This is a genomic window from Alteromonas sp. DY56-G5 (assembly GCF_041414725.1).
In the GTDB taxonomy this organism is placed as follows: domain Bacteria; phylum Pseudomonadota; class Gammaproteobacteria; order Enterobacterales; family Alteromonadaceae; genus Alteromonas; species Alteromonas macleodii.
Genome location: NZ_JANHZQ010000016.1, coordinates 29351 through 43485, shown reverse-complemented (window position 1 = coordinate 43485; position 14135 = coordinate 29351). Strand labels below are relative to the sequence as shown.

Below are 14135 nucleotides of genomic sequence, written 5' to 3'. Positions count from 1 at the left end.
TCATTCATGTAAGTTATGTTGAAAACAGACGGTTGTACCATGCCATTATCCTTGTAGTATGACGTCAACGTTCATGCTAAATATGCGTGATACTGACTCTAAAAACAGGCTCTTACATTAATACGAGGATGGATTATGCAATCATTTTCTACTTTTATTCCCCCTGAACGGACTTTGATGGGTCCAGGACCATCCGATGTTAACCCCAGAATTTTAAACGCCATGGCGAGACCCACCCTGGGCCATCTCGATCCATTATTCATTGAGTTAATGGATCAAACCAAGCAGCTTTTACAGTATGCGTTTAAAACTGAGAATGCACTTACTATGCCTATTTCTGCTCCGGGCTCAGCAGGAATGGAGGCATGTTTTGTTAATCTTGTAGAACCAGGCGATAAGGTACTCGTGTGTATTAACGGCGTATTTGGCAATCGAATGGTCGAAAACGTAGAGCGTTGTGGTGGAGAGGCTATTACCGTCAACAATACATGGGGCGAGCAAACTGACCTTAATGTGGTAGAAGACACCCTTAAAGCCAATCCGGATATTAAGATCCTTGCCTTTGTTCACGCCGAAACATCTACGGGCGTACGCAATGAAGCCAAAGCGCTTTGTGAGCTGGCTAAAAAGTATGATTGTCTTAGCATTGTTGATGCAGTTACCTCTCTTGGAGGTATCGAGTTAGATGTTGACGGTTGGAGCATTGACGCTATTTATTCAGGTTCACAGAAGTGTTTGAGTTGCGTGCCGGGTATCTCTCCTGTTTCATTTAGTGAAAGAGCAGTTAACGTTATTCAAAACCGAAAAACGAAAGTGCAAAGCTGGTTTCTAGACATGAACTTGATTGTTGGTTATTGGGGGCAGGGCGCCAAGCGTGCCTACCACCATACCGCACCTGTCAACAGTATGTACGCTATGTACGAAGCACTTCTGATTTTAAAAGAAGAAGGCTTAGAAAATGCGTGGCAGCGTCATGCATTGGGTCATGAAAAACTTGCGCAGGGTCTAAATGAACTTGGGTTAGAGCTAACAGTAGACAGTGCTTATCGTTTGCCTCAATTGAATGTAGTTAAAATTCCAGACGGCGTAGACGATGCTGCCGTTCGCAAGCAATTGCTTGAAGATTTTAATTTAGAAATCGGCGCCGGTTTAGGCGATCATGCCGGTAAAGTATGGCGAATTGGTCTTATGGGATACGCATGTAAACCCCGTAATATCGATCACTGCCTTGCTGCGTTGCGCACTGTGCTTAAGTAAAACGCCTAGCGCCTTTTACTCTTTTCGGTCAACACGTTCAGCGAGATGCTTAGCTGAACGGTTGGCTTTTAACCATTTAGCATATAAAACCCATTTAACATCGCGCTTTAATATCAGTCCGCATAGATCATTACCCACTCAGTGAGATTTAAAATCTTCGTAATCACGTCGTGTTACCGCAGGTATAGTGGCACTACATCAAGTTGACTGGTAATACTTATCCATTTTTGGGTCTTGCCTCATAAAAAGCGCATCTCGGCGAAGTTATATCTCTTCTCGTCTTAGTTCAGTGCTAAGATTTCGTTTATTGCGTATATTCATAAACTATTCAGTTTTAAACATTTATCCTTTAGGTAACGTAATTAAAAGGCACCATAAAAAAGGAATCTCTATGAAAATGATCACGCGTACTAATACTTATTCGACAGCTAAAAGTGTAGTTAAAAAAGCATTGTTAGCATCATCATTTATTGCCTTATCTGCACCTATGGTTGCTGCACAGGCCGCACAAGAAGCGGTTATAAATGTGCAAGGCGTAGGAGCGGTAGAAGTGACACCAAACGCTTATTCAGTCACACTCGTTGTTGAAGAAGAAGGTAATACAGTAGGTAAACTGAACACTCAGCTTGATTCGGACCTCCGCTCTATTGTTAAGTTCTTGCTTAATCAAGGTATAGATGAAAAGCATATTCAAAGTATGCAGGTACGTCTGCAGCCTCGCTACATCAATACCCCCCAAGGGCGTGTGCAAGAAGGCTTTACGCTTTCTCGTGATATCACTGTAACTTCGACTGACCTCGATACTTACGACAAAGTACTTGATGGTGTGCTTAAAAGAGGTGTCGATCGTATCCAACAGTTTAATTTCATTTCTATAGGTGAAGGCGATGCGTATCAGAAGGCGCTTATTGCTGCTGTGAAAGACGCAAAGCAACGTGCACAGTTATTAGCGAAAGAATTGGGTATAGAAGTAGGCGAAGTTGTTGCAATCTCAGAATCTGGTGGCAATATGCCGATTCCAGTAATGCGCGCAGAGGCTTTTGCCAAAGACATGTCAATGTCGCTACCAGGGCAAGAGCGTGTAGAAGCGCGGGTTAATGTGTCTTTTAACATTGTTCAATAGCAGGAAATACGATTGAAAGAACAACAGTATGGTCAGTTAATTAGCCAAGCTAAGAGTTTGGTATCTGGCGAGCACGATCTTATCGCTAATATGGCAAATATAAGTGCGCTGCTTTTCAATAGCCTCGAAGAGGTGAATTGGGCAGGTTTTTATTTGTATAAAGAAGACCAGCTAGTACTAGGGCCATTCCAGGGGCAACCTGCATGTATTCGCATTCCTCTTGGAAAAGGTGTTTGTGGTACGAGTGCAAGTACAAGAACGGTACAGCGTATAGCAGATGTGCATCAATTCGAAGGTCATATCGCTTGTGACGCTGCATCAAATTCTGAAATAGTTGTTCCTCTGGTGTTAAACGATACGCTTATTGGCGTATTGGACATCGACAGCCCTGTTTTTGAACGCTTTACCGAAGAAGACGAAAAAGGGCTAATTGAGATTGCTCAAATTCTTATGGATTCGCAGAAATAATTATGAAGTCCAGTGTTGATATTCACGTTGTTTTATCCACCTTTGAAGATATGGAAGACTTTCATGATGACCCAGATGAGGCATCTGAACGTTTAAATTTCATTCTTCACGGTATATATGACAATGCGGAAGAAGATATTGAAACACAGCGTTTAGAGCAAATTTTGCACTACGCATGGGAATCTTGGCAACAAGATAAGCATTTATTAGAAATAGATGACGACGAATTGCTTGATTGGGTTGACCACACGCTGGCAACTTGGGATGATGCAAGTAACGATGAAATCTCCTGAATAATTTAGAAAGTTAATGGAATCACCAGAGAAGTTTAACAACAGTAAGGAAGTAATAGCTTTCCTTGCAGAGACCTTTCCGAAATGTTTTAGCATTGAAGGCGAGGCCCGCCCACTTAAGATCGGTATTTTTCAAGATCTTGCCACTCGTTTAGAAGAAGAGGAACGTGTTAGTAAAACACTTCTTCGCTCTACGCTTCGTCATTACACCAATAGTTGGCGCTATCTTCATAGCATCAAAGAAGGTGCACATCGTGTAGATTTAGACGGCGTTGAAGGCGATGCAATTGAAAAAGAACACGCTGATCATGCTCAGCAGAAGTTGGAAGAAAGCAAAGCGAAAGCCGCTGAAAAGCGCAAAGCAAAGCTAGCCCAACAGCCTAAGCGAAAAGATAAACGTCAATTTAACCGTCCAAAAGGTGAAAAATCTGCAAATTCGGACCATGCTGATAGTAAGCGCGGAACTAAACCGAAAAATAACAGACCAAACAATACACCGCCTGCAAAATTGACGGACAGTGATTTACAGCAAGGTACTCAAGTTACCGTTAAGTTAGGTAAAGCACCTATGCCAGCAGTAATTACAGAAGTTGCTAAAGATGGCATTCACGTTCAATTAGACTCAGGCATGGTAGTTAAAGTAAACGCAGACGCTTTACGTTTGGCACGCTCCAAGAGGTCGTAAATATGAGAGACATCCTTCGAATTTCCATCGCCAGTGCTTTTCTTACCGTTGGGGTAGGAGCGGGCGCAGTTACGTCAACACCTGAAGTAGACGAGCTTCCTATCTTACAGCAGGAATCTCAACATAGTGTTGCGGCTAAGCGAGTAAGCGCACTCTTTACCAGAGCGCACTACAAGGAAATATCGTTGGATGATGCACTCTCAGCTCGAGTTTATCAGCGCTTTATCGATTCACTAGATCACAACAAGCAAGTGCTTTTGTTATCAGACGTAGTTGGTTTTGAGAAATACCGCACGTTATTTGATGACGCGCTGAGCAAAGGCAACCTTTCAGTTGCTTATGATATGTACAACGTTAGCGCTAAACGACGTATCGAACGTTATGAGTTTGCGTTAGAGTTGTTAGAAAAAGGTCCGTTCGACTTCGAAAAAGAAGGCGATAAGTTTTTTTATGACAGAGAAGATGCTGAATGGCCTGCTAACAAAGCTGAGTTAGATGAAATTTGGCGTCAACGCGTTAAGTACGATGCGTTGAATCTTATACTCGCGGACAAAACGTGGGAAGAAGCAAAAGAGCTCCTTTCAAAGCGCTACACGCGCGCTATTAAACGCACTAAGCAAGCAAAAAGCGAAGACGTTTTTCAAACAGCTATGAATGCTTTTGCCCGCACAATTGAAGCTCATACCAGTTATTTATCGCCTCGTAACGCTGAACGTTTCCAGATGGACATGAATTTGTCATTCGAGGGAATAGGCGCTGTACTTCAGAGCGAAGATGACTACACCGTCATTAAAAGCGTAGTGCCTGGCGGTCCAGCAGATGAGTCAGGTGCGATCAAGCCAGAAGATAAAATTGTTGGTGTAGCGCAAGATGACGAAGAATTTGTAGACGTTATCGGCTGGCGATTAGACGAAGTGGTCGAGTTAATTAAAGGCCCTAAAGGTAGTACCGTCCGTTTACAGGTTGAAAAAGGCGCGACTGACGCAAAAACAACGTCAGTAGTCAGCCTAACTCGCGATAAAATTAAGTTAGAAGATCGCGCAGCTAAGTCGGAAGTTTATATACCTGAGACCGGTCCTCACGCAGGTGAGCCGCTAGGTGTCATTACCATTCCAAGCTTTTACAACAACCTTAGTATGGATGTTGCGAAAGAAATTGAAAGCTTGAAAGCGCAGAACGTTAAAGGCGTAATTGTCGATTTACGTGGCAACGGTGGTGGTTCTTTGACTGAAGCAACTCTGTTAACGGGTCTATTTATCGAAAAAGGCCCAGTGGTACAAATCCGCTACGGTCAAAGCAAAGTTAGTGTTAATCGCGATACAGACGGCGAAGTAGCCTACGATGGTCCGCTAACGGTACTTGTGGACAGATACAGCGCATCTGCTTCAGAAATTTTTGCAGCTGCAATGCAAGACTATAATCGTGCACTAATTGTTGGTGAACAAACGTTTGGTAAAGGTACAGTGCAACAGCATCGCGGCTTAGGCAAAATCTACGACCTTTACGATAACCCATTAGGAAGTGTTCAGTTTACTATTGCAAAGTTCTATCGCATCGACGGTGGTAGTACACAGCATAAAGGCGTAATTCCAGATATTCTCTATCCATCTGCAATAGAACCAGCAGAGTGGGGTGAAAGCCAAGCAGAGAATGCGTTGCCATGGGACAGTATCAATCGCGCTAACTACACCACGTTCGCGGATGGTACTGCAGCCCTTGATGTACTCACTGCAAAGCACAATAAACGTATTCTTCAGGACCCTGAGTTCTCTTATATTCAAGACGATATTAAAGAGTACAAAGAGAATAAAGATAAGAATTTCATCTCGTTAGTTAAGTCGGTACGTGAAGCTGAAAAGAAAGAAGCGGAAGCAAAATCGCTCGCACGTGCTAACGAACGTTTACAGCGAATGGGAATGGAAACAGTCACAACATTGGACGACTTACCTGAAGATATGGAAGAATTAGATCCATTCTTGGATGAGGCAGCCAACATCACATTCGATATGATCGAAACAGGCCGTTACGCTATCACAAGAAACTAAGTGATTAGAAAAAAGGGCTGGTCTAGGGCCAGCCCTTTTTTTGTGTCTATAAATTATTAAAACAATAATAAAGGGAAATAACATGGCTATCAGAGGCGAATTTTCCTCTCGTATAGGGTTCGTGCTAGCAGCGGCAGGCTCAGCAGTAGGACTAGGTAATATCTGGGGCTTTCCCACAAAGGTAGCAAGTAACGGCGGTGCAGCGTTTGTTCTCGTTTACTTATTACTTGCTTTCGTACTTGCTTATCCCGTACTTATGGCTGAACTCATCATTGGACGTAGCTCACGTTCAAATATGGTAGACGCTTTAGGTAAAATCTCAGGTAACTTCATTGGAAGGCTAACCGGGATATGGGGCTGTGTTACCGTATCGCTTATCCTGGCTTTCTACGCCATTGTTGGTGGGTGGATGCTGGTTTATTTCGCTGATGCTGCTGTAAGTATGGTTGGATTAACAAGCGCCAGCGACTGGTTACTTACATCCTCAGTTACGCGTAACGTTATTTTCTGCTTTCTATTCATGGGGTTAACTGCATTCATCGTAGTAGGTGGCGTTAAGTCGGGAATTGAAAAGTGGTCAGTGAGACTTATGCCTACTCTGGTCATTCTTATCCTTGCATTGATTGTTTATGTAAGTCTTCAACCGGGTGCGGTAGAGGGCTGGTCAGCGTATCTAGTACCTGATTTCTCCCGTGTTTTAGATCCAGACTTGCTTATTAACGCAATGGGACAAGCATTCTTCTCTATGTCATTAGGTGTAGGTACGATGCTGGTTTATGGGTCATACCTAAGCAAGAATGAAAACTTACCGAGTATTGGTGCTTCTGTTGCTCTAGTAGATATTGGCGTAGCGGTTATTGCAGGTATGTTGATAATTCCCGCTATGTACGTTGCGCTAAATAATGGTGTTGAAATCTTCACACCGGAAGGCGCATTGATTCAAGGCGACACACTTATATTCAAGGTCTTACCTGCACTGTTTGATACAATTGGAACAGTAGGGCTTTTCGTTGCGTTTACCTTTTTTGCTCTAATGGCAATTGCAGCAGTCACGTCGTCAATTTCAATGCTAGAAGTACCCGTTGCATTTATGGTAGAGAGTAAGGGCCTTCAACGTAAGAAAGCCGTCTTGCTGATGTCATCAGTAATTTTCGCACTTAGCTGCATCATTATTTTAAATTTTGACGCGTTGTTTGGTTTCGTGATTGCACTTACTACTGAATACAGCCAGCCTTTACTTGGCTTTGCACTTTGTATTTTTGCTGGTTGGGTTTGGCGCAGAGACGCGATATTAGAAGAACTTAAACAAGGCGACCAATTTGCTGAACACAGTATTTTCTGGAAGATTTGGCCTTGGTATGTTCGTTTTGTGTGTCCAGTGATTATTGCGCTAATGTTCTATCGCTCAGTATTCTAGCGCTAGGCTCAAAGATAAGAGCTCAATCGTAGTCAGCACGCTCAACGCGTTAAAAATACAATAATAAGGTTTTTGAATTCGACATGACGAACAAAGAAATAAAAACACCGTCACTTCTTGATGCATTACTTCCTATTCTTGCATTAGTCGTAATGATGGGAAGCGCAGTTTATCTTTTTGCAGATAACTCTTCATATGGCCCTAACCAAATTGCTCTTCTTTTAGCCATGGGCTTGGCTGCCATTATCGGTATGAAAAATGGTTATAGCTGGAAGACAATCGAGAAGGGCATCGTTGACGGTATCTCTATGTCTTTGGGCGCCTGCTTAATTCTACTAGCCGTGGGTTCACTCATTGGTACGTGGATGCTTGCTGGAACCGTACCCACGCTTATTTATTTTGGTTTAGAGTTGCTTAACCCTTCGTTTTTCTATGCTGCTGCTTGTTTAATTTGTGCAGTTGTTGCAATGAGTATTGGCAGTTCATGGACCACTGCCGCTACAGTGGGCGTTGCGTTAATGGGCGTTTCTGCAGGCATGGAAATGTCGGCAGCAATCACGGCTGGGGCAGTGGTGTCTGGCGCTTATTTTGGCGATAAAATCTCACCTTTGTCAGAGACAACTAACTTGGCGCCAGCTGTTGCGGGTACCGATTTATTTGAGCATATTCGCTACATGCTTTGGACAACCATTCCAAGCTTTGTTATTGCCCTTATTCTATTTACGATTCTAGGCTTTAGCGAAGTCGGTGAAGCCAAAGCAGAGCGCATTGAACAAATGCAATTATTGCTAAATGAATCTTTTGATTTGGGCTGGCACTTACTTGTTCCATTAGTAGTTCTGCTGACGTTAGCCATTAAAAAAATGCCTGCGTTCCCGGCAGTGTTCATGGGTGCCTTGCTAGGTGGCATATGGGCTGTTGTGTTTCAGTGGGACGTAGTTACCTCTATGGCAAGTAGCGACGATTCAGTGAATGTTGGCGCGCTGAAAGTGGTCTGGACTGCGCTATTTGATGGCGTAAGCTTTTCAACGCCCGACGAGAACTTAAATAGCTTACTTTCTCGTGGCGGTATGTCTTCCATGTTAAATACCATTTGGTTGATCATTTGTGCCATGTCGTTCGGTGCTGTATTAGAGCGTGTTGGACTATTAAAGCGTGCAGTTTCAGCCATACTCATTGGCGCTAAATCTGCCGGAGATATGGTGAGTCGAACTATTCTTACTTGTTTTGGTACTAACTTGGTTACTGCCGACCAATACATCTCAATTGTAATGCCTGGTCGTATGTATAAAGAAGAATTCAAAAAGCGTGGCTTAGACCAGCTGAATCTTTCTCGCAGCCTTGAAGACGGCGGCACGCTAACGTCACCACTTATTCCTTGGAACACGTGTGGTGCTTATATGCACAGCGTTTTATTAGTAAATCCATTTGATTACGTTTTCTATGCATTCTTCAACGTAATAAACCCGATCCTTGCTGTTGTTTACGCGTATTTAGGTATTAAGATTTTACGTATTACGCCACCACATGTTGAAGTAAACAGCAAAGGTACGGTTTAACAACACGTTCCAACTAACCCCTCGTAGGCTTTCTTCCAGGAGGATCTATGTCAGTTCAAGCTAAACGCCGGGCGGATTATCAGCCGCCCGCTTTTTCAATAGCGACAGTTGACCTACATATAACGCTTCACCCAACTCAAACTAAAGTTATTAGTACATTAGCGGTAACTCGCAGCGGCGCGAATAACAATCTTTTAGTCCTCGATGGCGATAATTTATCGCTAGATTCCATTGCTATAAACGGCACGCCTTTATCTACCAGTGAATACACAGTAACAGATAGTTCACTAAGCATTGTTACTGACCTGGATGACTTCGTATTAGAAATTACCAATACGATTGCCCCTGAACAGAATAAAGCACTGGAAGGTTTGTATTTATCAGGTGGTGCTTATTGCACGCAGTGTGAAGCGGAAGGTTTTCGCCGCATTACCTATTTTCTAGACCGCCCCGATGTTTTATCGGTCTACACAGTAACCGTGGTTGCCGATAAATCAGTGCCTATGCTGCTAGCAAACGGCAACCCTGTAGAGAAAGGCGATATAGACGAGAACACACACTTCGTTAAATGGCACGACCCACACCCGAAACCTTGCTACCTATTTGCACTTGTCGCCGGCGACTTTGATTTACTCACCGATAGCTACACGACTACGAGTGGAAAAAAGGTTGCACTAGAACTTTATGTTGATAAGGGTAAAAAGTCTCAAGGTGTCTTCGCATTAGAATCGCTCAAGCGGGCGATGAAGTGGGACGAAGATGTTTTTGGTTTAGAATACGACCTTGATATTTACATGATTGTTGCCGTTGACTTCTTCAATATGGGAGCGATGGAAAACAAAGGGTTAAATGTATTCAACAGTAAGTTTGTATTAGCTGATCAAAAGAGTGCGACTGACGATGACTTTTTTAATGTGGAGTCGGTAATCGCGCACGAATACTTTCACAACTGGACAGGCAACCGGGTTACCTGTCGCGATTGGTTCCAGTTAAGTCTTAAAGAAGGCTTAACCGTTTTTAGAGATCAACAGTTCAGCGCTGATATGACTTCAGCATTGAGCAACCGTATAAAACATGTTCGTGTCATGCGTGAACACCAATTTGCAGAAGACGCAAGCGCAATGAGCCATCCGATTCGCCCTGAAGAAGTTATTGAGATGAACAACTTCTATACGGTGACGGTTTATGACAAAGGCGCAGAAGTTATTCGCATGTTACACACATTGTTAGGGGCTGATGGCTTCAGACGCGGAATGGATGAATACTTTAGACGGCACGATGGTCAGGCAGTAACGTGTGACGATTTCATTTCAGCCATGCAGTCAGCCACTGATTTAGATTTAACCCAATTTGCGCGCTGGTACAGTCAATCGGGTACGCCGGTAATTTCAGTTGAGCATAGTACTGAAGATGCTGAAAATGGCGCAGTGAAGCATACTTTCACACTGTCACAGCACACGCCGGCCACCTCTGATCAAAGTGAAAAGCTTCCGCTGTACATACCAGTAAACATCGAAATTATCGACGAGAAGGGTCATACCTATACAGATAATGAGTCGGTCATTCAAAACGGAATGGTTATTCTTAAAGACGCCTCCATGCGCTTCACTGTCAACGCAGAGACTGACCAATTGACGCCCGTAGTGTTGGGTAATTTTTCTGCTCCAGCAAAGGTAGAAAATCCGCTGGGAATAGGTTCGTTACTTACTATCTTTAAATATGCTCAAGACCCGTTTAATCGATGGGACGCAATGCAAACCTTGTATGACCGCTGCGTTAAACAACTAGAAGAGTCACCTGGTTCTGCCATTAGTAATGAGATCTGGGACGGTATCAAACACGCGATAGCACAAGAGCAAAACAATCTTGAGTTGCTAGGTGAGTGTTTAGTTATCCCTTCATTTGAAACCTTATGTCAAAGCCGCAGCAATATTAACGTTTCTGCACTTGCGAAAGCGAGAAAGGCATTTTGCGACCAGTTTGCTCGTGCACTAGAGCAAGAATTATTACAAGTTTTCAACAATATCGAGAAAACGTCATATCAATATAACCAAGAAGCTGTCAATCAACGACGTTGTAAAAATGTGGTGCTCGCTCACTTGGCGAGATTGTCACAGCATGAAAGCCTCGTTGTGTCTCAGTTCGACACCGCCGATAACATGACTGACACACTAGGTGCGTTGCGAAGTGCCCAGCACTGTAGTGCATCCACCTTTGATAGGTTAATGGAAAGATTCGAAGAAACATGGAATCATGATCCTCTTGTGTTGGACAAATGGTTCGCGCTTCATGCGACACAAAATCGCGACGATATTTTCGCCACTATCACTATGTTGTGCGAACACCCACAGTTCGCGATGAGTAACCCTAACCGCGTTCGTTCTGTTATAGGTAGTTTTGCATTCTATAATAGCGAAAGCTTCCACGCGCTCGATGGCAGCGGATATAAATTCGTTACCGACTATTTACTTAAGCTAGACGCAGTAAATCCACAGGTAGCGGCGCGTATTGTGACACCTTTAACCCAATGGCAGGGCTTTGCAAGCGAACACCAGGTTCACATGAAGCAGCAACTTGGGCGCTTGCTTAATCACAAAGGCCTAAGTAAAGACGTGTTTGAAAAAGTAAGTAAAAGCCTTGCTTATGACAAGCATTAGACCGTCTGACTCCGTCTTTTATTTTTCGATAAACGCACCTTATCAGCAATGTGAGGTGCTCTATGTTCCGTCAATGCCGGACGTGGTAATGGTTAGTGAGTCAGGGATTAGCGTTCAGGTTCCTACTAATCGGTTGCGCCAGTTTGTGACATCGGATGGCATCAAAGGTCGTTTTAGGATGATTGTCGATGCGAACAAAAAAATTAAATCTTTCGAAAGGCTCGCCTAGGGCCTTTCTATTCCAAGCTCACCCTCCACATAGTTTTGGTTCTGAAATTCTCTTGAAAAAGCTTTAGTCAGTTAACGCTTCGAATCCCTTCGCTAATACGTAATTTGCCTCAACATTCCTTTGCAACAAATTTGTACAATTTTCCTGCAAGTATATAAATGCCTTTTATACTGACAATAAAGCAATAACTATTTGATACGACTAATGTTGTAAATTTTGTTAACTGGTAGGATTAGTTCTTGCGGTTATGGCAAAATGATGTAATGATTTTGTTAATCGTTATGGTTGGTCATGATGTCACGTATTAAGTCACATCGACTTGGGAGTATAAAAATATGAAAAACGGGCCTAGCGCTTTTAAGATATCACCGGTAGCAGCGGGAGTTCTCTCACTGCTAGGTGCTGCTGCAGTACCAGCACACGCTGCAAATTGGCAAGTAGGTGATGTAAGTATTTCTTTAGATTCAACATTTACATTAGCTACAAGTATTCGAACAGAGGCACGAGATTACAGCCTTATTGGTAACAGTAACCAGCCTCAATTCGACTGGAGCGGTTATCACGCAGCTTTCAACCCTATATACCCAAGTGCCGACGTGTGGGCGCTGGCAGATGGCGGTTACTCAACTAACGGTGATTTGGGTAACCTTGCGCACGATCCAGGTGACGCATTTGCAACGCAAATTTCAGGAAGCCATGAATTAGACGTTAATTTTGGTGACTATGGTTTCTTCGCCCGTGGCTTCTGGTTCTACGACTTCGAGCAAATGGACGGCGATCGCCCATATTCTAACCCGATTACGGGCAACCAATACGACCTGTGCCAAGATCCTGAAGCAGAAGACCTACTTTGTACCGATGTACGTTTATACGATGCATTTTTCTACGGCGATTGGTGGATTGGTGACAAGCCGCTTACACTTCGCGTAGGTCGTCAGGTAATCAGCTGGGGTGAAAGTACTTTCATTCAGCATGGTATTAACACTACTAACCCTGTAGACGTTACCCGTGCACGCGCACCAGGCGCAGAACTGAAAGAAGTATTCCTTCCTGTAGGTATGGTATACGCGTCATTAGGTTTAACAGATACTGTTAGTATTTCTGGTTACTATCAATACGAGTGGGAACGCAGCTGGCTTCCAGTATCTGGTAGCTACTTTGCCGGTAACGATTTTGCGGGTGAGGGCGGTCAACGCCAAAATATCCAGCTTGGTTTCAGTGGTAACCCAGACATCGACTTAGATCACCTTCTCACTGCGTTAAACGGATATGGCGATTTGCTTCGCTCTGGCGCTAATCCAGCTGACATTTCGCAAGCCTACCTTGCTTATCCAACCAAAGTGGCTATCCGCGGTTTTTCTGACGAAGCGCACAATGACGCGGACGATCAGGGTCAATACGGTTTACGCTTGACGTGGTTTGCTGAAAATTTGAATGAAACAGAGTTTAGTTTCTATCACATCAATTACCACAGCCAACGCCCGCTTATTTCAGGTAAGACATCCGATTTTACTGCTGAAGGAATTGGCGCGGATCTCGCGTTCCTAGCGTCTAATACCGTTACTCGCGACAACATCACTGAACTGGGTGCATTTACTCAGTCAGAGTTCTACTACCCAGAAGATATCAAACTTTATGGTATGAGCTTTAACACTAACATCGGTACTACGGCTCTTGCGGGTGAATTTGCTTACCGTGTAGATGAGCCATTACAAATCGACGATGTTGAACTGCTTTATATGGGTATGCCTGAGCAGCTTGCGAATGCTGGCCTACGTCCTGATTTAGCAGGTATATCACAGCTAAACAACATTGGTCGCGCTGTAGGACCAGGTGAAACTGCAGAAGGTTTCCTATTCTCTGATACATGGCAAATGCAGTTTACTGCATCACACGTATTTGGTCCTAAGTTCGGCTCTGATAACTTTGTGCTTCTAGGTGAAGTAGGTTATGTGAACGTTGTTGATATGCCAGACCCAGACGTAATTCGTTTAAATGCACCGGGCACAGCACGAACACCGTCTTTAGAACCAATCAACGGCAATGCTCGTGAAGGATTACACGTTGGCCTTTCGGATGGCCCTGAAACTAACCCGTTTGCAACAGACGACGCATGGGGTTACCGTTTATTAGCTGTTGCTGATTACAATTCAATATTCGCGGGTATGAACCTTCGCGTTCGCGGCACCTTCTCGCACGATGTTGAAGGTACAACGCCGGATCCATTATTCCTTTTCACAGAAGATGTTAAGTCTGCTGCACTTTCTTTCACGTTTGACTATTTAAGCAAATGGTCTGCAACGGCGTCTTACAGTGCATTCTGGGGTGGTATTGGTACAACCAATGCGCTATCTGACAGAGACTTCATTTCATTTAACATCAAATACGCAATCTAAGAGTGG

11 protein-coding genes are annotated in these 14135 nt (G+C 43.7%); all 11 read left to right on the top strand.

What is annotated here, in order from left to right:
* Window positions 1-135: 135 nt before the first annotated feature.
* The 11 genes from NO989_RS09995 to NO989_RS09945 all read left to right on the top strand — a co-directional run bounded on the left by NO989_RS09995 (window position 136) and on the right by NO989_RS09945 (window position 14129).
* A complete protein-coding gene (locus NO989_RS09995) occupies window positions 136-1257 on the top strand; it encodes an alanine--glyoxylate aminotransferase family protein (RefSeq protein WP_232375932.1) in 1122 nt (373 codons plus the stop codon).
* A gap of 391 nt (window positions 1258-1648) precedes the next feature.
* The gene (locus NO989_RS09990; protein ID WP_371342464.1) at window positions 1649-2380 is read left to right on the top strand and encodes an SIMPL domain-containing protein; all 732 of its coding nucleotides are present in this window, start codon (window positions 1649-1651) and stop codon (window positions 2378-2380) included.
* A gap of 12 nt (window positions 2381-2392) precedes the next feature.
* Window positions 2393-2848 (top strand): GAF domain-containing protein, encoded by a 456-nt coding sequence (locus NO989_RS09985; RefSeq protein WP_014998395.1) that lies wholly within the window; start codon window positions 2393-2395, stop codon window positions 2846-2848.
* Window positions 2849-2850: 2 nt separating this feature from the next.
* Window positions 2851-3141, top strand: coding sequence for a hypothetical protein (locus tag NO989_RS09980; RefSeq protein WP_014998396.1), 291 nt, complete (start codon window positions 2851-2853; stop codon window positions 3139-3141).
* Window positions 3142-3157: 16 nt separating this feature from the next.
* Window positions 3158-3826 carry an RNA chaperone ProQ gene (gene proQ / locus NO989_RS09975; RefSeq protein WP_371342463.1) on the top strand — a complete coding sequence of 223 codons (669 nt, stop codon included), beginning with the start codon at window positions 3158-3160 and terminating at the stop codon, window positions 3824-3826.
* Window positions 3827-3828: 2 nt separating this feature from the next.
* Window positions 3829-5871, top strand: a complete 2043-nt coding sequence (gene prc, locus NO989_RS09970) for a carboxy terminal-processing peptidase (protein ID WP_014998398.1) — start codon at window positions 3829-3831, stop codon at window positions 5869-5871.
* Window positions 5872-5953: 82 nt separating this feature from the next.
* Window positions 5954-7288, top strand: coding sequence for a sodium-dependent transporter (locus tag NO989_RS09965; RefSeq protein WP_076011650.1), 1335 nt, complete (start codon window positions 5954-5956; stop codon window positions 7286-7288).
* A gap of 83 nt (window positions 7289-7371) precedes the next feature.
* Entirely contained in the window at window positions 7372-8847 is a 1476-nt protein-coding gene (nhaC, locus tag NO989_RS09960) for a Na+/H+ antiporter NhaC (RefSeq protein WP_014998400.1), read from the top strand.
* 47 nt (window positions 8848-8894) lie between these two features.
* On the top strand, window positions 8895-11504 hold the full coding sequence (pepN, locus tag NO989_RS09955) for an aminopeptidase N (protein WP_371342462.1): 2610 nt from the start codon (window positions 8895-8897) through the stop codon (window positions 11502-11504).
* Entirely contained in the window at window positions 11491-11733 is a 243-nt protein-coding gene (locus NO989_RS09950) for a DUF2835 family protein (RefSeq protein WP_044556800.1), read from the top strand. The genes pepN and NO989_RS09950 overlap by 14 nt, the downstream gene beginning before the upstream one ends.
* 335 nt (window positions 11734-12068) lie before the next feature.
* Window positions 12069-14129, top strand: coding sequence for a DUF1302 domain-containing protein (locus NO989_RS09945; RefSeq protein ID WP_371342461.1), 2061 nt, complete (start codon window positions 12069-12071; stop codon window positions 14127-14129).
* Window positions 14130-14135 lie beyond the last annotated feature (6 nt).

Coding starts and splice junctions, on each gene's coding strand:
- NO989_RS09995 (WP_232375932.1), top strand. CDS start 136: ATGCAATCATTTTCTACTTTTATTCCCCCTGAACGGACTTTGATGGGT.
- NO989_RS09990 (WP_371342464.1), top strand. CDS start 1,649: ATGAAAATGATCACGCGTACTAATACTTATTCGACAGCTAAAAGTGTA.
- NO989_RS09980 (WP_014998396.1), top strand. CDS start 2,851: ATGAAGTCCAGTGTTGATATTCACGTTGTTTTATCCACCTTTGAAGAT.
- proQ (WP_371342463.1), top strand. CDS start 3,158: ATGGAATCACCAGAGAAGTTTAACAACAGTAAGGAAGTAATAGCTTTC.
- prc (WP_014998398.1), top strand. CDS start 3,829: ATGAGAGACATCCTTCGAATTTCCATCGCCAGTGCTTTTCTTACCGTT.
- NO989_RS09965 (WP_076011650.1), top strand. CDS start 5,954: ATGGCTATCAGAGGCGAATTTTCCTCTCGTATAGGGTTCGTGCTAGCA.
- nhaC (WP_014998400.1), top strand. CDS start 7,372: ATGACGAACAAAGAAATAAAAACACCGTCACTTCTTGATGCATTACTT.
- pepN (WP_371342462.1), top strand. CDS start 8,895: ATGTCAGTTCAAGCTAAACGCCGGGCGGATTATCAGCCGCCCGCTTTT.
- NO989_RS09950 (WP_044556800.1), top strand. CDS start 11,491: ATGACAAGCATTAGACCGTCTGACTCCGTCTTTTATTTTTCGATAAAC.
- NO989_RS09945 (WP_371342461.1), top strand. CDS start 12,069: ATGAAAAACGGGCCTAGCGCTTTTAAGATATCACCGGTAGCAGCGGGA.